Annotated in this window: 16 protein-coding genes; 6 read left to right on the top strand and 10 right to left on the bottom strand. The window is 70.9% G+C overall.

The genetic code is table 11. The features are described from left to right. Nucleotides 1-3 precede the first annotated feature (3 nt). The 3 genes from AB0M63_RS21410 to AB0M63_RS21400 all read right to left on the bottom strand — a co-directional run bounded on the left by AB0M63_RS21410 (nucleotide 4) and on the right by AB0M63_RS21400 (nucleotide 3,577). Nucleotides 4-1,281 (bottom strand): FAD-dependent oxidoreductase, encoded by a 1,278-nt coding sequence (locus tag AB0M63_RS21410; protein WP_355914183.1) that lies wholly within the window; start codon nucleotides 1,279-1,281, stop codon nucleotides 4-6. 93 nt (nucleotides 1,282-1,374) lie between these two features. Further along, nucleotides 1,375-2,676, bottom strand: coding sequence for a deoxyguanosinetriphosphate triphosphohydrolase (locus AB0M63_RS21405; RefSeq protein WP_366020476.1), 1,302 nt, complete (start codon nucleotides 2,674-2,676; stop codon nucleotides 1,375-1,377). 145 nt (nucleotides 2,677-2,821) lie between these two features. Further along, complete coding sequence (locus tag AB0M63_RS21400; RefSeq protein ID WP_366020475.1) at nucleotides 2,822-3,577, bottom strand: sirohydrochlorin chelatase; 756 nt, start codon at nucleotides 3,575-3,577, stop codon at nucleotides 2,822-2,824. 232 nt (nucleotides 3,578-3,809) lie between these two features. On the opposite strand from AB0M63_RS21400, the gene AB0M63_RS21395 reads away from it, so the two are divergent. Further along, on the top strand, nucleotides 3,810-4,496 hold the full coding sequence (locus AB0M63_RS21395; RefSeq protein WP_366020474.1) for an ElyC/SanA/YdcF family protein: 687 nt from the start codon (nucleotides 3,810-3,812) through the stop codon (nucleotides 4,494-4,496). Between the two features lie 18 nt (nucleotides 4,497-4,514). Here AB0M63_RS21395 and AB0M63_RS21390 read toward each other — a convergent pair whose 3' ends face one another. Further along, nucleotides 4,515-4,931, bottom strand: coding sequence for a gamma-glutamylcyclotransferase family protein (locus AB0M63_RS21390; RefSeq protein ID WP_366020473.1), 417 nt, complete (start codon nucleotides 4,929-4,931; stop codon nucleotides 4,515-4,517). Nucleotides 4,932-5,101: 170 nt separating this feature from the next. On the opposite strand from AB0M63_RS21390, the gene AB0M63_RS21385 reads away from it, so the two are divergent. Next, nucleotides 5,102-6,745 carry a M4 family metallopeptidase gene (locus AB0M63_RS21385; RefSeq protein ID WP_366020472.1) on the top strand — a complete coding sequence of 548 codons (1,644 nt, stop codon included), beginning with the start codon at nucleotides 5,102-5,104 and terminating at the stop codon, nucleotides 6,743-6,745. A gap of 134 nt (nucleotides 6,746-6,879) precedes the next feature. Further along, a complete protein-coding gene (locus tag AB0M63_RS21380; RefSeq protein WP_366020471.1) occupies nucleotides 6,880-8,049 on the top strand; it encodes an acyltransferase in 1,170 nt (389 codons plus the stop codon). An 89-nt stretch (nucleotides 8,050-8,138) separates the two neighbouring features. Here AB0M63_RS21380 and AB0M63_RS21375 read toward each other — a convergent pair whose 3' ends face one another. Continuing rightward, complete coding sequence (locus tag AB0M63_RS21375; RefSeq protein WP_366020470.1) at nucleotides 8,139-9,656, bottom strand: MFS transporter; 1,518 nt, start codon at nucleotides 9,654-9,656, stop codon at nucleotides 8,139-8,141. 152 nt (nucleotides 9,657-9,808) lie between these two features. On the opposite strand from AB0M63_RS21375, the gene AB0M63_RS21370 reads away from it, so the two are divergent. After that, a complete protein-coding gene (locus AB0M63_RS21370; protein ID WP_366020469.1) occupies nucleotides 9,809-10,540 on the top strand; it encodes a TetR/AcrR family transcriptional regulator C-terminal domain-containing protein in 732 nt (243 codons plus the stop codon). A 182-nt stretch (nucleotides 10,541-10,722) separates the two neighbouring features. Here the strand turns inward: AB0M63_RS21370 and AB0M63_RS21365 are convergent, their stop codons facing one another. After that, nucleotides 10,723-11,319, bottom strand: a complete 597-nt coding sequence (locus AB0M63_RS21365; RefSeq protein ID WP_366020468.1) for an NAD(P)H-dependent oxidoreductase — start codon at nucleotides 11,317-11,319, stop codon at nucleotides 10,723-10,725. 265 nt (nucleotides 11,320-11,584) lie between these two features. Between AB0M63_RS21365 and AB0M63_RS21360 the strand changes: the two genes are divergently transcribed. Together AB0M63_RS21360 and AB0M63_RS21355 are read left to right on the top strand one after the other, a co-directional pair. After that, entirely contained in the window at nucleotides 11,585-12,103 is a 519-nt protein-coding gene (locus AB0M63_RS21360) for a hypothetical protein (RefSeq protein ID WP_355914153.1), read from the top strand. Nucleotides 12,104-12,227: 124 nt separating this feature from the next. Continuing rightward, nucleotides 12,228-12,845 carry a class F sortase gene (locus tag AB0M63_RS21355; protein WP_366020467.1) on the top strand — a complete coding sequence of 206 codons (618 nt, stop codon included), beginning with the start codon at nucleotides 12,228-12,230 and terminating at the stop codon, nucleotides 12,843-12,845. Between the two features lie 28 nt (nucleotides 12,846-12,873). Here the strand turns inward: AB0M63_RS21355 and AB0M63_RS21350 are convergent, their stop codons facing one another. Genes AB0M63_RS21350 through AB0M63_RS21335 form a run of 4 tightly spaced genes read right to left on the bottom strand, consistent with a single transcriptional unit; the run spans nucleotide 12,874 to nucleotide 16,193 of the window. Next, nucleotides 12,874-13,656, bottom strand: a complete 783-nt coding sequence (locus AB0M63_RS21350; protein ID WP_366020466.1) for a TSUP family transporter — start codon at nucleotides 13,654-13,656, stop codon at nucleotides 12,874-12,876. Nucleotides 13,657-13,716: 60 nt separating this feature from the next. After that, nucleotides 13,717-14,364, bottom strand: coding sequence for a response regulator transcription factor (locus tag AB0M63_RS21345; protein WP_366020465.1), 648 nt, complete (start codon nucleotides 14,362-14,364; stop codon nucleotides 13,717-13,719). 32 nt (nucleotides 14,365-14,396) lie between these two features. Then, nucleotides 14,397-15,680 carry a sensor domain-containing protein gene (locus AB0M63_RS21340; protein WP_366020464.1) on the bottom strand — a complete coding sequence of 428 codons (1,284 nt, stop codon included), beginning with the start codon at nucleotides 15,678-15,680 and terminating at the stop codon, nucleotides 14,397-14,399. 9 nt (nucleotides 15,681-15,689) lie between these two features. After that, the gene (locus AB0M63_RS21335) at nucleotides 15,690-16,193 is read right to left on the bottom strand and encodes a hypothetical protein (RefSeq protein WP_366020463.1); all 504 of its coding nucleotides are present in this window, start codon (nucleotides 16,191-16,193) and stop codon (nucleotides 15,690-15,692) included. Between the last annotated feature and the right edge of the window lie 244 nt (nucleotides 16,194-16,437).

Below are 16,437 nucleotides of genomic sequence, written 5' to 3'. Positions count from 1 at the left end.
TGACTACCTGGACGCGGGGCTGCCCAGGCTGTCCAGTGGAACGTGTGGGTCCGCGAGGGCCTCGGTGTCCACCCGGGTCCGGGAGCGGATGAGTTGCTGGATGGGCTCTGTGACGTCCCACACATTCACGTTCATCCCGGCCAGCACGCGGCCCTCCTTCAGCCAGAAGGCGATGAACTCGCGCTTGCCCGCGTCTCCCCGGATCACCACTTCGTCGTAGGAGCCCGGGGGTGCCCAGCCGGAGTACTCCATACCCAAGTCGTACTGGTCGGAGAAGAAATAGGGCACGCGGTCGTAGGTGACGTCCTTGCCCAGCATCGCGCGGGCCGCCGCCGGGCCGCCGTTGAGGGCGTTGGCCCAGTGCTCCACGCGCAGCCGGGTGTCGAAGAGGGCGTGGTGGAAGGCGGCCACGTCGCCGGCCGCGTAGATGTCGGGGTCGGAGGTGCGCAGCCGTTCGTCGACCGCGATGCCGCCGCCGTGCGCGCGGTCGGCCAGCTCCAGGCCGGCCGCCTCGGCGAGCGCGGTGCGCGGGGCCGCGCCGATGGCCGCGAGGACGTCGTGCGCGGGGTGCTCCTCGCCGTCGTCGCTGCGGGCGGCGAGGACCATGCCGTCCTGGCCGACGATCTCGGTGAGCACGGCGCCGAAGTGGAAGCGGACGCCGTGCTCGGCGTGCAGATCGGCGAAGAGCTGGCCGAGTTCGGGGCCGAGGACGCCGTGCAGCGGGGTCTGGGCGGGCTCGACGACGGTGACCTCGGCGCCGTACTCGCGGGCCGCCGCGGCGACCTCCAGGCCGATCCAGCCGCCGCCGGCGATCACCAGATGGCCGTTGTCCCGGCCCAGGGAGGCGAGGACGCCCTTGAGGCGCTCGGCGTGCGAGAGGCGGCGCAGGTGGTGGACGCCCGCGAGGTCCGTGCCCGGGATGTCGAGGCGGCGGGGCTCGGCGCCGGTGGCGATGAGGAGCTTGTCGTAGTGGACAAGGGTGCCGTCGTCCCCGAAGCGGACCGTCTTCGCGCCGCGGTCGATGGCGTCGACGGTCTGGCCGAGGTGCAGCTCGATGTCGTTGCGCGCGTACCAGGCGGGTTCGTGGACGAAGACGCTGTCGCGCTCCTCCTTGCCGAGGAGGTAGCCCTTGGACAACGGCGGACGCTCGTACGGGTGGTCGCGTTCGTCGCAGATCAGTATCACGCGCCCGGTGAAGCCCTCCGTTCGGAGCGTCTCGGCCGCCTTGGCGCCGGCCAGGCCTCCTCCGACGATGACGAATGTCTGATCCGCGTCGACCACTTGATGCCTCCTCGTAATGGTGCCGCCATATGCGAGCGTCCCGCACGCAGCGTGATGCGGGAAGGGGGTGTGACCCGATCAGGCCACGGAGGGTCACATTCGGGCTTGTTCCGCGTCACTGTGCCCCAGCGATGTGAGATGCGCGTGAAGAGACCGCGCCGACGCGTCGGTCAGCGAGGCGATCTGATCGACGATCACCCGCTTGCGGCCACGGTCGTCCCGCGCCTCGTCGAACTGGGCGCGGAACTGCGGCTCCAGACCGTCGGGCGCGCGCGTCGTGAGCACCTCGGCGAGCTCGGCGACCACGATGCGCTGGTCGGCGCGGATCCGTTCCTGCTCGGCGCGCTGCATGACGTACCGGTCGGCGACCGCCTTGAGGACCGCGCACTCCAGCCGTGCCTCGTGCGGTACGACGAGTTCGGCGTCGTAGCGGGTGAGGCGGCCGGTGCCGTACGCGGCCCGCGTGGCGGTCTCGGCGGCCAGGCAGAAGCGGCCGATGAGCTGGCTGGTGGCGTCCTTGAGGCGGGCCTGCGCCACGGCCGAACCGTCGTAGCCGTGCGGCCACCACTCCTGGTCCTGGAGCCGGTCGAGCGCCTCGGCGAGTTCGGCGGGGTCGGTGTCCGCGGGGACGTAGCGGCCGAGGGCGACGGCGAAGACCGCCTGCCGTTCGGGCTCCGCGTGCAGGTAGTTGGGGTCGATGTGACCGGCGTGCAGACCGTCCTCGACGTCGTGCACCGAGTACGCCACGTCGTCCGACCAGTCCATGACCTGGGCCTCGAAGCACGTGCGCGTGCCGGGGGCGCCCTTGCGGACCCAGTCGAAGACGGGTCTGTCGTCGTCGTAGACACCGAACTTCGGGGATGCGGGGTCGGTGGGGTGCGCTCCGCGCGGCCAGGGGTATTTGGTGGCGGCGTCGAGGGTGGCTCGGGTGAGGTTGAGGCCTACGGAGCCCTCCGGAGTGAACCTTTTGGGCTCGATACGGGTGAGGAGTCTGAGCGACTGGGCGTTGCCCTCGAAGCCGCCGCAGTCGTCCGCGAACTCGTTCAGCGCCTGTTCGCCGTTGTGGCCGAAGGGCGGATGGCCGAGGTCGTGGGAGAGGCAGGCCGCCTCGACGAGGTCGGGGTCGCAGCCGAGGGCGGCGCCGAGTTCGCGGCCGACCTGGGCGCACTCCAGGGAGTGGGTGAGGCGGGTGCGGGGGCTGGCGTCCCAGGCCTGGCTGCGGGTTCCCGGTGTGACCACCTGGGTTTTGCCGGCGAGCCTGCGGAGGGCGGCGGAGTGCAGGATGCGGGCGCGGTCGCGTTGGAAGGCGGTGCGGCCGGGGCGTTTGTCGGGCTCTTGTGCCCAGCGGTCGACTGACGTCGGGTCGTAAGCAGGGGGTTCTGCGGTGCCGTCCATGCTTCGACAGTAAGCGGGGGGAGTGACAAAACGGGAGTTGCGGGGCGCCCAGGGGAGTGCCGGGTTCGGTTTCGTTGGCGGGTGCGGATGCGCTGTGGGTGCGCAGTTCCCCGCGCCCCTGAGCGAGCTAGCCCTTACCGGGGTATCAAGCCGACGCCAGCTCCGGTTCCCTTGCCACCTGGATTGTCAGGCTCTGGTCGTAGCGGTGGAGGATCAGGTGGGCCATCGCGGGGTGGGCTCCCAGGGGGGCCGAGGCGATCCAGGGGGACTGTTCCGCGCACTGGGTGGCGAAGCGGCCGGGGGCCGTGAAGCAGGAGGCGACCGCTACCCGGTGACGGCCCTGGGCCGCGAGGGTGTGTACCGCTTCCTGGACCGTGGGGGTCGCCGCCGAGGCGTATGCGGGGATCACGGGGACGCCCAGGCGGTCGGCGAGGAGGCGGGCCGTGTGGTTGGTGTCCAGTTTGGATTCCGGGTCCCGGGAGCCCGCTGCGGCGAGGACCACGGCGCTGTCCCGGCGGGTGCGCCAACCCGCTTCCAGCAGGCGGTCGTAGAGAGTCTCCACCAGGAGGGGGTGCGGGCCCAGAGGGGCCGCCACGCGCGTGCGTGCCCGCGCCTCGGCCGCCATCTCGGGGATGTCCTGCTTGACGTGGTAGCCGCGGGCCAGGAGGAGGGGGACGAGGACGGCGTCCCCGGTGCCGAGTTCCGCGAGGGTGTCCGGGAGGCGGGGCTCGTTGAGTTCGATGTGGCCCAGGTGGACGGGGAGGCCGGGGCGCAGGGCTTGGACCCGCTCCATGAGGGCTTTCACGGTGCTCAGGGCGCGCGGGTCGCGGCTGCCGTGCGCCACCAGGACCAGGGCGGGCGAGCCCGGGCGCCGCTTGCCGTTCAGGGAGACGAGGTTCATGCAGCGATGGTGGCAAGGGGAGGTTGCCGCCCTGTTGCCCGAGAATCACGGGTGTTTTCCGGGGGTTCACGGTGGGGTGTGGGGGGTGTGTGAGGTGACGTGACCTGCTGTTTCGGGGATTCACCGTGAGGCCGGTCACACCGCGGACGGCGAACCGGAAGGCCTTGCGGCGCGTCTGTGACTCTCGAACCCGGACGGGGAGGGGCCCCCTTTGAAGCGTCTGATGCGTCTGATGCACCACCTGAGACCTCGCCGACTCCGGCTGCCACGCACGCGTGCCGGGTGGCGGCACCTCGTGCAGGGGGTGGCCTTCGGGTGTGTCCTGGCGCTGCTTCCGGCGACCTGGCTGTGGGTGTCGACGGCCGACCGGCTCAGGACGCTTCAGGACGCGCCGCGCACCGATGTGGCCGTGGTGTTCGGTGCCGGGCTGTGGGACGGCGAGCCGTCGCCGTATCTCGCGCACCGGCTGGACGCGGCGGCGACGCTGTACCGGGAGGGCCGGGTGAAGGTCGTCCTGGTGACCGGCGACAACAGCCGCAAGGACTACGACGAGCCGGACGCGATGCGGGTCTATCTGGCGAAGCACGGGGTGCCACGCGCGCGCGTGGTGACCGATTACGCCGGCTTCGACACCTGGGACTCGTGCGTCCGCGCCAAGAAGATCTTCGGCGTCGACCGGGCCGTGCTCATCAGCCAGAGCTTCCACATCCGGCGGGCGGTGGCGCTGTGCGAGGCGGCGGGCGTCGACTCGTACGGCGTGGGTGTCGACGACACGCACGACGCGACCTGGTACTACGGCGGCACCCGCGAGGTGCTCGCGGCGGGCAAGGCGGCGCTGGACGCGGTGTTCCACCCCGATCCGCAGTTCCTGGGGCACAAGGAGACGGGGGTCGCGCGGGCGCTGGTCTCGGGCAAGTAGGGCCCGTGCGGGGGCGGTTCAGCGGCGGTCGAGCCAGTCGCCGCCCTCGATCGGCCTGCCGTGGGCGCGGAGGGCCGCGGTGACGGTGGGGGCGGCGAGGTACACCCAGGCGCGCACGGCCGTGCCGTCGGCGTCGCGGGTCACGCGGCGTTCGACGCGCTCGTAGAGGTTGCGCGGGTCGCCGGGGGCGTAGTCCTCAAGTCGGTCCAGTTCCCGGAGGAGTTGGGGGTAGGCCTCGGGGCGTGCGGTGACGAGTTCGCCGACGACCACCGAGCCGGGGTTCTCGACGGCGTACGGGTAGCCGGGTCCGTCGTAGAGGACGGCGTCGTGGAGTCGGGCCCGCTCCTCCGACCGCGTGCGGCCGCGCAGGAAGAGGTCGTGGTTGGGCTCGCCGGGGCGGAGGGTGCCATAGACGAAGAAGGGGAGGGTCGTCACTCGCTGTCTCCATCTCCTTCGGTCGTCTCTACGGAAGCCTCGCAGAAACGGTTCGCACCCCTCACACCAGGCGATGTGCGCGCTATGGACACGACATGTCATGGCCCCTTAAATCTCAGTCAACATCAACATCGCCCCCACGCCCCCCACTTGTGTTACCGAGGAGACCGATGAGTCGGACACGGCACATCCGAGGTTCCCGTCTCGCCACGGCCGGTGTCGCGGCCGGTGCCGCGACCCTGCTGGCCGCCACGCTCGCCCCCACCGCCCACGCGGCCGACCGGCCGGCCCGGACCACCGCGCTCGCGAACGCCGCGTCCGCGCTCCTTGCACATGCCGCGAGCCTGGGCCTCACGAGCGCGCAGGACACGTCGGTCCGGGACGTGATCGTCGACGCGGACGGCACCCAGCATGTCCGCTACGACCGGACGTACCGTCAACTTCCGGTCCTAGGCGGCGACTTCGTGGTCCATCTGGCCGCGAACGGCAGCTATCGGAGCGCGGACCGCGCGACCCGGAACTCCATATCCCTGTCGTCCGTGACGCCGGACGTGGCCGCGCCGAAGGCGGCGGACCTGGCGGTGAACGCGCTGCGGGCCGCCAATCTGGGTGAGGTGCTGAAGGGAGTGACCGCCAAGCCCCAGTTGGTGGTCGACGCCCTGCACGGCTCCCCGAGACTCGCCTGGCGGACCGACGCGGTCGCCAAGGACTCGCTCGGCAACCCGGTCGCCCGCACGGTGCTGACCGACGCCCGCACCGGCGCCCAGATCGACGCCTGGGACAGCGTGGAGACGGCGACCGGCGACGGGCGTTCGCTGTACAGCGGGACGGTGCCGCTGGAGACGACGCTGTCGGGATCGACGTACCAGCTCAAGGACGCTACGCGCGGCGGGACTTACACCGGTGACGCGGCGAACAAGACCGACCTGTGCGTCCTCGGCATCTGCATCAGCCGCGCCCCGTCCACGCTGTTCACGGACACCGACAACCACTGGGGCACGGGGGCGACTTCGGACCGTTCGTCGGCGGCGGTGGACGCGCAGTACGGCACCGACGAGACCTGGGACTACTACAAGAACGTTCATGGCAGGAACGGCATCGCGGACGACGGCAAGGGGTCGTACAACCGCGTCCACTACGGCAACAGCTACAACAACGCCTTCTGGGACGACAGTTGCTTCTGCATGACGTACGGCGACGGTGACGGGACGCAGCTCGGTCCGCTGGTGGCGCTGGATGTCGCCGGGCACGAGATGACGCACGGTGTCACGTCCAAGACGGCGGCGCTGACCTACACGGGCGAGTCCGGCGGGCTCAACGAGGCGACCTCCGACATCATGGGGACGCTGGTGGAGTGGTACGCCGACAACTCCTCGGATCTCGGCGACTACCTCATCGGCGAGAAGGTCGTCCGCTCGGGCTTCGGCCGGTCGGCGCTGCGGTACATGGACAAGCCGTCCAAGGACGGGAACTCCGCGGACTGCTGGAGTTCGACGGTCGGGAACCTCGACGTCCACTACTCCTCGGGCGTCGCCAACCACTTCGCGTATCTCCTCGCGGAGGGCAGCGGCGCGAAGACCATCAACGGCGTCAGCTACAACTCCCCCACCTGCGACGGCTCTTCGGTGGGCGGCATCGGCCGGGACAAGCTCGGGGCCATCTGGTATCGGGCGTTGACGGTCTACATGACGTCCTCGACGAACTACGCGGGGGCCCGGACGGCGACCCTCAGCGCGGCCAAGGACCTTTACGGGGCGGGCAGTTCGGAGTACGACGCGGTGGCCGCCGCGTGGAGTGCGGTCGACGTGGGGTGAGACGGGGGGTTCTTCGGAATCCGCCTACAACCATCGGCACACCACGCGGGTCTCTTCCTGTGAACCGTGAGACTTCCGATTCGCGTGGGTTTGGCGTGCCTGCTCCCGAACCCCCAGAGCCGATATGGACCGACATGTCTATGTGCGCAGGGGCGACGGAGCAGGCAGCATCGCCATCGAGAAGGCGGCGAGCACCAAGACACGCCTCCCTCATTTTACAGCAACGGCCGCCCTCACAGCGGCGGTTGTACGCCATCGACGGCATGCGGCTGCTCGCCGCCCTGTTCGTGGCCGCTCACCACTACGCCGGGACCTGGCGGGTCAACCAGCCGGACAACGTGATCTGGGACCGGCCGGTGTCCGACATCATGCCCACGGTGTTCCGGTTCTCGGCCTACGGCTGGATCGGCGTCGAGATGTTCTTCGTGATCAGCGGCTTCGTGATCTGCATGTCCTGCTGGGGCCGTACGCCACGGCAGTTCTTCACCTCGCGGGTGATCCGGCTCTACCCGGCGTACTGGTTCTCCATCGCCTTCACCACGGGCGTCCTGGTGACGCTGCCCGGCGTGTGGGACCGGCAGAAGCTGCGCGAGATCCTGCTCAACTTCACGATGCTGCAGTCGGGTTCGGGGGTCTCGAACGTCGACGGCGTGTACTGGACGCTCTGGTCGGAGCTGCGTTTCTACCTCCTCTTCATGGCCGTCGTCGTCACCGGCCTGACCTACCGCAAGGTCGTCCTCTTCTGCTGCTTCTGGGGCGCCGCCGCGATGCTCACCCCGGCCGCCCGCTTCCGCCCGCTGACGCTGCTCGTCAACCCGGAAGGCGCTTGGTACTTCATCGCCGGCCTGGCCCTGTACCTCATCTACCGCTTCGGACCGGACCTGTTGCTGTGGGGCATCCTCGGACTGGCCTGGCTGATGGGCCAGTTGGAACTCGGGCATCGCATAGACACCGTCGAGCATGTCTCCAGTTGGCGGGCGAGTGTGCTTCTCTTCACCGTGTTCCTGCTGGTCATGGCAGCCATCGCGCTCGGCGCGACCGACCGCGTCCGCTGGAAGTGGCTCACCACTGCCGGTGCGCTGACGTACCCCTTCTACCTGATGCACTACCTCGCCGGCACGACACTCATCAACCGCTTCCACGACACCATGGATCCCCGACTCCTGGTCGCCTCCGTGATCACCGGTTTCCTGCTGCTGAGCTGGCTCGTCCACCGGCTGGTGGAGCGGCCGGTGGCCCGACTGCTGAAGAACGGGCTGGACACGTCGTTCGCGCGACTGCGGAACACGGTGAACACGCCGTGATGTCCAGGGGGCCCGGGGGGGAGCCCGGACAACGTCACAAGGCCGTTGCCCGCAGTGGGCAACGGCCTTGTTGTGCAGGTGGGTTGAGGTCAGGCGATCAACTCCCGTTCCTCCGTGGCCTCTTCGGCGGTGATCGGAGCCTCCCCCGCACCCCGCTTCCCGTCCCGCATCACCACGGCCGCCAGTACCGCCGCCGCCACAACCCCAACCGCGCTGACCGTGAAGGTCGTTGACATGGAGTGCGTGAAGGCCTCCCGGGCCGTGCGGACCAACCCCGCGTCCCCGTGCGCCGCCGCCAGCGCCCCGCCGATCGAGTGGCGGGCCTCCTCGGACGTACCGGAGGGCATCTCGTCGGCGAAGCCGCTGGAGAGGAGGGAGCCGAGGATGGCGATGCCCAGGGCCGTACCGGCTTGCTGGATGGTGTCGTTGAGCGCCGAGCCGACGCCTGCCTTGTCCTCGGGAATGGTGCCCATCAGCGCGCCCACCGCCGCCGGCATCGCGAGGCCCGCACCCAGGCCCAGCAGACCGAGGGCGAGGGCCGGGACGGTGAAACCGGTGTCGGCGGTGACCGTCGTCAGCAGGGCGAAGGACGAGGCCATCGCCAGCATCCCGGCCAGGATCAGATAGCGATGGCCGTACCGCGCGGTGAACTTGGCGCCGGCCGCGTTGCCGACCAGTGCGGTGACCGCGAGCGGGACGAAGGCCAGGCCCGCCTTGACGGGTGAGTAGCCGAGCACGAACTGCAGGTACTGGGTGAGGACCAGCAGCAGACCGCCGTTGCCTATCTGGACCAGGGTCAGGGAGAGCGAACCGCCGCTGAAATTGCGGTGCTTGAAGAGGACCAGGGGGACCATCGGGGTCGGCGTGATGTTCTCCCAGGCGACGAAGCCGGCGAGGGAGGCGACGGCCACCACCAGGGTGACCAGCCCGCGGCCCGCGAACGCGCCGTGCTGCGGGATCTCGATGATCCACCAGATCAGCGCCGTCATACCGACCACCGACAGCACCGCGCCCAGCGGATCCGGCTTCTGCCACGGGCCCTTCGACTCCGGCATCAGGGTCACACCGGCGACCAGGGCGAGCGCCACGACCGGGACGTTGAGGACGAAGATGGAGTGCCACGAGAAGTGGTCGATCAGTACGCCGCCCAGCACCGGGCTGCCGACCAGCGCGAGCATCGACACCGAACCCCAGGCCGCCATCGCCTTCCCGCGCTCCTCCGCGTCGAAGACCGTGATCAGGATCGAGAGCGTCGATGGCATGATCAGCGCTCCGCCCACCCCCATCGCCACCCGTACGGCGATCACTTCACCGGGGCTCGTGCAGAAGGTCGCCGCGAGTGACGCGGCTCCGAAGAGCACCAGCCCGATCAGCATCACCCGTCGGCGGCCGAAGCGGTCACCGAGGCTGCCGGAGGTCAGCAGGAGGCCGGCGAAGACCAGGATGTAGGAGTCGAGGATCCACTGGGTGTCCTGGGCGCTCGCCCCGATGCTCTCGGTCATGGACGGGACCGCCACGGTCAGCGCCATGCTGTCGACCACCAGCACCAGCGAGCTGAGGCACAGCACGACGAGGATCCACCAGCGCCGGGGGTTTCGGGTCTCCATGGGGCTTCCCTTCGGGTCGTCGGCGTCATCGGCCGACCGTGTGCGTACACCGTTCCTTCGTTGCGAACACTGTACGCACGACGGAACGGTGTGCGCAACCCTTGAACTCTGTACGCTGGCCGCGAACGTCGTACGCACGAAGGAGCCCCCTCATGGTCGCCAGGGCCGAGCCGAACCCCATCCCCTCCGTGTGGGCCCGTGAGCGGCCCGCGCCCGACCAGCCCGCGCTCAGCCGGGACGCGATCGTCCGCGAGGCGATCGCGATGCTGGACGCGGACGGCATCGAGGCGCTGAGCATGCGCAAGCTCGGCGCCCGCCTCAACGCCGGCGCGACCTCCCTCTACCGGCATGTCGCGACCAAGGACGAGCTGATGGAACTGGCCGTGGACGAGGTCGCCGCCGAGATCCGCGTCCCGGACGCGGACACCCCCGACTGGCGCGCGGCCGTCACCGAGGCCGCCGGCTCCTTCCGTACGACGGCCCTGCGGCACCCCTGGCTGTCGTCGGTGCTCGGGCAGGCGGGGCTCGCCTACCTCGGCCCCAACCTCATGTCCTTCTCCGAGCGGCTGGCCGCGCTGTTCACGGCCGTCGGCTTCCCCGAGCCGAGCGGCGCGATCGACGCCGTCCTGTCGTACACGATCGGCATGAGCACCACGGAGGCCGCCTGGCTCACCACGGTCGCCCGGTCCGGGGAGACCGAGGCCGAGTTCATCGCCCGCCTGATGCCGGCCGCGCAACAGGCCGCGGCCGGCCACGCCCATCTCGCCGGCTCCTACGCGGAGCCGGCCAGCACGACCACGGACCCGGTGGCGCTGCGCGACAGCAAGTTCGCCTACGGCCTTGAGGTGGTCCTTGACGGGCTGGGGCTGCGGTTGGGGCGCTAGGTCTCCTCCGCCGGGTCGGCGGCCGGCTCCGGGCAGACCTCGGTCGGCATCCGCAACTCCGCGCCCGTCGCCGCGAGTTGCCCGCCCGGCCGGTCGGATCGACCGCCGCGCAGGCGCCCTTGTCCCGGCCGCGCGGCAACCCGCCCCAGGGCGCGCCGAGTTGCCGGACCCCGAAACGGGCTCTACGCGGAATACGGCCGCGCCTCCCTCGCCTCCCTCAACGCCCGCCCCCACCACACCAGTTGGTCCAGCATCGCCTTCGCCGCCGCGTCCGGGGCCGTGGGGTCCTTGAGGACGCCCCGGTCGTCGAAGGACGTGCCCGCGTTGTGGAAGGAGACGGTGTCGCGGACCGTGACGGCGTGGAGTTCGGCGAAGACCTGGCGGAGGTGTTCCACCGCGCGCAGGCCGCCCGCGAGGCCGCCGTAGGAGACGAGGGCGACGGGCTTGGCGCGCCACTCGGTGAAGTGCCAGTCGATGAGGTTCTTGAGGCCGGCCGGGAAGGAGTGGTTGTACTCGGGGGTGAGGACGACGAAGGCGTCCGCGCCGGCCAGCTTGGGGGTGATGTCGGCGAGTGCGGCGGTCGTCTCCGGGGTCCGGGCGAGGCTCGTGGGCAGGTGGCCGGTCTCGGCGACGTCGACGACCTGGAGGGTGAGGTCGGCGTGGTCGCGGACGTGGGCGAGGAGCCAGTCGGCGACGACCGGGCCGAAGCGGCCGTGGCGGTTGCTGCCGATGACGACGGTGACGGTCAGGGGGCGCGCGGGAGCGGTGTCGGTGTTCATGCGGGCAGCCTGATACCTCAACCATTCTTGAGGTCAAGCGCGACGGTCGGTCACCCGTTCACCCGCGCGGCTTGCGCTCTTCGGGTTCTTCTCCGGGAGGGGGTCGCCGTACCCCCATGACCTGCTGAAACGGCGGCGGAACGGGCTGCCGTGGCGGCTCCCTGACACCCATTCACCACATTTCTGACGCCCCCTCAGGAAGCGGGCTCGGGCCGGTGCCACTTACCTCGGAAGGGCAGCCAACCACAGCTCGGAGGAGCACCGAATGCGACGTACGGCCCGTCTGCTGACCGGTACCGCGCTCGCCGTCGCCGCCGCGGGTCTCGCGACCGCGCCGGCCTACGGCGGCGAGAGCGGCAGTCTGGAGGTGTTCCCGTCGAGCGCCGTGCCCGGCGGCGACGTCACGGTGAACACGGCGGCATGCGGCGACGACGGTACGGCGGCCGGTGACGCCAGCGCGGTGGGCGCCGGCACGTTCACGCTGGCGCCGAGCGCGCACGAGGACGACGCGATCGGGCAGTTCAAGGTGCCGCCGAGTGCGCAGCCGGGGACGTACGAGATCGTCGCGAAGTGCACGGACGGCCGGCAGGTCTCCGGCGATCTGATGGTGACGCTGGCCTCGATGCGGCAGCAGGTGCAGCCGCACGGAAGTGTGAAGACGGGGGTCGGTGGTGCCCTGGGCCCCGACCCCGTACAGACCGCGGCCGGTGTGGCGGCTCTCGCCGTCGCCGCCGCGGGCGGTACCTGGCTCCTGCATCGCCGGGCGAGAGGCGACAGGATCTGACGGACACCCTCCGCTGTCCGTCCGCCGGTACCGCAAGTCCCCTCCCCCTCCGGGTCCGACGCCCCTCGTGGCCCGGAGGGGGCGCGGGGCAGCAAGGCCCTGGTCACTGGGAGAGGGGTGCGCAATGCGTTTCGGCAACACCGCGATAGGGGCCGTCACCGTGGTCGCCCTGTGCACGGGCGCGTGGCTGCTGACCAACGGCAGCGAGACGCATGCCCCGCCGCAGCCGTCCGCCGCCGAGGGCCGCCCCGATCCGTCCGCCGGGCACACCGCGGCCCGTGCGCTGCCGCCATCGCCGCCGGACCGCATCCGTATCCCGGCCATCCATGTGAACGCCCCGCTGATGGGCCTCAAGCTGACGAGCGCCGGCAGCCTGGACGTGCCCCCGGCCGCGAGGAAGAACCTCGCCGGCTGGTACGAGGCCGGCACCACCCCCGGTGAGACCGGCACGGCGGTCGTCGCGGGCCATGTCGACAACGCCGACGGGCCCGCGGTCTTCTACGACCTCGGCGCCCTGAAGAAGGGCAACAGCATCGAGCTGGACCGGCTGGACGGCAGCGTCGCGCTGTTCACGGTCGACGCGGTGGAGGTCTACCAGGCCAGCCACTTCCCCGACCAGAAGGTGTACGGCGCCGCGCGGCGGCCGGAGTTGCGGGTGATCACGTGCGGGGGCGGGTACTCGCGGTCGACCGGCTACCAGGGGAACGTGGTCGTGTTCGCGCACCTGAGCGGCAGCCGCTAGACCCTGGCCCAGGCCTTAGGCCCAAGCCTTAGGCCAGCCACTGTTCGTACGCCAGGTTCGTCACGAGGGCGAAGACGACTGTCAGCAGGACGACCCGGACGAACCCGCTGCCCTGCTTCAGTGCCGTGTGCGCGCCGAGCATTCCGCCCGCGAGGTTGAACACCGCCATCAGCGCGGCGAGTTGCCACAGGACCGCGCCCTGCCAGGCGAACATCGCGAGGGCGCCCGCGTTGGTGCAGCAGTTGACGATCTTCGCGGTGGCCGAGGCGGTGACGAGGTCCAGGTGGAGCACGGCGGTGAGGGCGAGGACCAGGAACGTGCCCGTGCCGGGGCCGACGAGGCCGTCGTAGAAGCCGATGCCCAGGCCCGCGAGGCCGATCGCGGCGAGGACGCGGCGGCGGGTGACCGGGCCGGGGGCGGGGGCCGTGCCGAAGGCGGGGCGGAGGATGACGAAGGTGGCGACCGCGAGCAGGACGACCATGATGACCGGCTTCAGTACGTCGGTGCTCATGCCGGCCGCGAAGAAGGCGCCGGCCGAGGAGCCTGCCAGCGCCGCCAGGCCGATGCGGACGGCGAGGGCGATGTTCACGGGTGCCTTGCGGGCGTAGGTCACCGCGGCGCCGGACGTGCCGACGATGGCGACGGCCTTGTTGGTGCCGAGTGCGGTGGCGGCCGGGGTGCCTGCGGGGAGGCCGAGCAGCAGGACCGGGAGCAGGAGGAGTCCGCCGCCGCCGACCACGGCGTCGATCCAGCCTGCCGCGAGGGCGGTGACACACAGGACGGCGACCATGGTCAGCGATATGTCGGGCATGATCGCGACCCTAGGGACGGGATGCGTGTGCCGTCCAACCACTTGTGGGGATGCCGAGCCTCAGCGGCCGTTCTCCAGATAGCGGAGTACCGCCAGCACACGGCGGTTTCCGGTCTCCGAGGGGGGCAGGTCGAGCTTCGCGAAGATATTGGCGACGTGCTTCTCGACCGCGCGCTCGGAGACGGTGAACGCGGTGGCGATGGCGTGGTTCGTGCGGCCCTCCGCCATCAGCGCGAGGACCTCGCGTTCGCGGGGCGTGAGGGTGTCGAGGACGGTGGATCGGCGGCTGGCGCCGAAGAGTTGGGCGACCACCTCGGGGTCGAGCGCGGTACCGCCGGCCGCCACCCGTTCCAGTGCGCCTACGAACTCGCCGATGTCCACGACCCGTTCCTTCAGCAAATACCCGAACCCGGCGGGGTTGCCCAGGAGTTGGGCCGCGTGGGTCGTCTCGACGTACTGCGAGAACAACAGCACGCCGGTCGTGGGGTGTTGCCGCCGAAGTCGTACGGCCGCCTGTACGCCCTCGTCGGTCTGGGTGGGCGGGAGGCGGATGTCGACGACCGCCACGTCGGGGGCGTGGGCCGCCACTGCGGTGAGGAGCTCTTCCGCGTCGCCCACCGCCGCCACCACCTCCACGCCCCGCAGCTGGAGCAGTTGGACCAGGCCGTCGCGCAGCAGGGCCGAGTCCTCGGCGATGACGACGCGCATACCGCTCCGTTCGGGTCCGTGCAGGTGGGGAGTCACGTGTGGGGCAGTTCGACCGTGACCACCGTAGGGCCTCCGGGTGGGCTGTCGCAGGTCAGTGTGCCGTCGACGGTACGGATCCGGGCCAGCAGGCCGGTGAGCCCGGACCCGGCGCCCAGCACCGCGCCGCCCTGCCCGTCGTCGCTGACCCGCAGGCGCAGGAGTCCGTCGCGGGCGGTGACGTCGACGGCGGCAGCCGTGGCGCGGGCGTGTTTCGTGGCGTTGGCGAGGAGTTCGGCGGCGCAGAAGTAGGCGATGGTCTCGACGGCCGGAGTGGGGCGGGTGCCTATGTCGGTGGTGAGGGTGACGGGGAGCGCGCTGTCGGCGGCGAGGGTGGTGAGGGCGGCGTGCAGACCCTCGTCGAGTACGGGCGGATGGATGCCCTTGACGAGGTGGCGCAGGTCGGTGATGGCCTGGGTGGCATTGCCCCGGGCGGTGTCGACGACGGAGAGGACGCGGTCGGGGGCGGCGCCGGTGGTGATCAGTTCGCGGATCGCGGTGAGGTGCATGGCGAGGGCGACCAGGCGGGCCTGGGTGCCGTCGTGCAGATCGCGTTCGATACGGCGGAGGGTCTGGGCGGCGTCGTCGACGGCTCGGGCGCGGGTCTCCTCCAGGGTGCGGATACGGCGGGTCGCGGGATCGGGGCCGAGCAGCACGGTCACCAGGGCGCGGTGCGGGCCGAGGGCGAAACCGAGGAGCCGGGGTGCGCAGGCCAGAAACAGCAGTCCGACCGCCAACGGGATCAACCAGCGCGGCCAGGAGTCGACCTGGTAACCGAAGAACGCCAGTGACACATGGTGCCCGGAGCCGTCGGCGCTGTGCACCGTGTTGTAGTTCCAGCGCTTGAGCAGCGGGTGCAGGGTGAGCAGGATGCCGTAGACGTATCCGATGACCACGGCGGAGAACGCGGGAATGGCCGTGAACAGCGTCAGCAGCGCGCAGCCGACGGCCCGCCAGCCCGCTCGGTCCAGCAGTACGCCCCGCCGCCACCCGAGTACCCCGCTGCCCCCGTCCGCCGCGCTCGGCGGTTCGATCTCCAGGCCGAGCAGCCGCCGCGCGAGCCCCCGCTGCACCGCCCCCAGCGCCAGCGCGCCCCGCACGGTGACGGCCAGCAGCCACAGCCCCAGCGTGGTGACCGACAGCGCGCCGCCGAACGCCAGCCCTACGAGGGTGAGGAAGAAGCCGACCAGGGCGAGCGGGAGGGCGAGCACGCCGTAGAGCACGGCGGCCAGGGCGCGGAGGCCGAAGGTGGCGGTGGCCAGGGAGCGGAGGCGCGGCATGGGTTCAACCTAGGAGAGGAGCGACCTGGCGACACGGAGCTGGACGGCGGTCAGGCCCCGCACCACCCACGGCATCAGCAGCAGGAAGCCGATGCCGCCCACTATCGCGTGGAAGGCCCAGGCACCGGCGAAGGTCGGGCCGCCCCACGCTCCGGAGTAGTCGGAGCCGACGCGCAGTGGCCAGCCGATGTTCAGCGGGACGATCGCCCAGCCGTACAGGGTGATGAAGGCGGTGACGAGATTGAGGAGGACGGTGAGCAGGGCGTGGCGCAGGCCGCCGCCGCGGGCGGTGCCCGGCACCTCCGTGTGCAGGAAGCGGCGGACGAGATTCCGCTGCCAGCGGGCCGTGGGGGCGCCGAGGAGGGAGAGCGGGACGCAGATCAGGCCCAGCGGGAGGGCGAGCAGGGCGTAAGCGGTGCGGCGCCGTGTCTCCGCGGTGAAGGGCGCCCGTAGGACCTGCTGGACCGGCCCCGCCCCGATGGAGCGATCCTGTACATTCCGGACACTGTCCATCGTGCTTCCTCCCGGCCGTGAACTGGTGTGAGCTGCTGCGAGCCGCCATGAACCCGATGCCTCCAGCCTTCCGCCGCCGCCCGCCGTACACGATGGTGCCTGCACGGAAGTGCGGGGTTCGGTTAACCGAACCGGGCCGTCCCACCCCGGCCTCACACTCCGCCCCGGGCGCGCGCACGGAACCCTCACACCCCCCGCGCGCTTCCGCTGAGGGCAGCGTTCCTCACGGGAAACAGATGCGATG

Origin of the sequence: Streptomyces sp. NPDC051576 (genome assembly GCF_040681835.1) — a bacterium.
GTDB lineage: Bacteria > Actinomycetota > Actinomycetes > Streptomycetales > Streptomycetaceae > Streptomyces.
This window is presented reverse-complemented; position numbering and strand designations above follow the sequence as displayed.

What these genes read in the sequence shown, in the direction of transcription:
- AB0M63_RS21405 (WP_366020476.1), bottom strand. Translation starts at nt 2,676, where the DNA reads ATGGACGGCACCGCAGAACCCCCTGCTTACGACCCGACGTCAGTCGAC.
- AB0M63_RS21400 (WP_366020475.1), bottom strand. Translation starts at nt 3,577, where the DNA reads ATGAACCTCGTCTCCCTGAACGGCAAGCGGCGCCCGGGCTCGCCCGCC.
- AB0M63_RS21395 (WP_366020474.1), top strand. Translation starts at nt 3,810, where the DNA reads ATGCACCACCTGAGACCTCGCCGACTCCGGCTGCCACGCACGCGTGCC.
- AB0M63_RS21385 (WP_366020472.1), top strand. Translation starts at nt 5,102, where the DNA reads ATGAGTCGGACACGGCACATCCGAGGTTCCCGTCTCGCCACGGCCGGT.
- AB0M63_RS21380 (WP_366020471.1), top strand. Translation starts at nt 6,880, where the DNA reads ATGTCTATGTGCGCAGGGGCGACGGAGCAGGCAGCATCGCCATCGAGA.
- AB0M63_RS21375 (WP_366020470.1), bottom strand. Translation starts at nt 9,656, where the DNA reads ATGGAGACCCGAAACCCCCGGCGCTGGTGGATCCTCGTCGTGCTGTGC.
- AB0M63_RS21370 (WP_366020469.1), top strand. Translation starts at nt 9,809, where the DNA reads ATGGTCGCCAGGGCCGAGCCGAACCCCATCCCCTCCGTGTGGGCCCGT.
- AB0M63_RS21365 (WP_366020468.1), bottom strand. Translation starts at nt 11,319, where the DNA reads ATGAACACCGACACCGCTCCCGCGCGCCCCCTGACCGTCACCGTCGTC.
- AB0M63_RS21360 (WP_355914153.1), top strand. Translation starts at nt 11,585, where the DNA reads ATGCGACGTACGGCCCGTCTGCTGACCGGTACCGCGCTCGCCGTCGCC.
- AB0M63_RS21355 (WP_366020467.1), top strand. Translation starts at nt 12,228, where the DNA reads ATGCGTTTCGGCAACACCGCGATAGGGGCCGTCACCGTGGTCGCCCTG.
- AB0M63_RS21350 (WP_366020466.1), bottom strand. Translation starts at nt 13,656, where the DNA reads ATGCCCGACATATCGCTGACCATGGTCGCCGTCCTGTGTGTCACCGCC.
- AB0M63_RS21345 (WP_366020465.1), bottom strand. Translation starts at nt 14,364, where the DNA reads ATGCGCGTCGTCATCGCCGAGGACTCGGCCCTGCTGCGCGACGGCCTG.
- AB0M63_RS21340 (WP_366020464.1), bottom strand. Translation starts at nt 15,680, where the DNA reads ATGCCGCGCCTCCGCTCCCTGGCCACCGCCACCTTCGGCCTCCGCGCC.
- AB0M63_RS21335 (WP_366020463.1), bottom strand. Translation starts at nt 16,193, where the DNA reads ATGGACAGTGTCCGGAATGTACAGGATCGCTCCATCGGGGCGGGGCCG.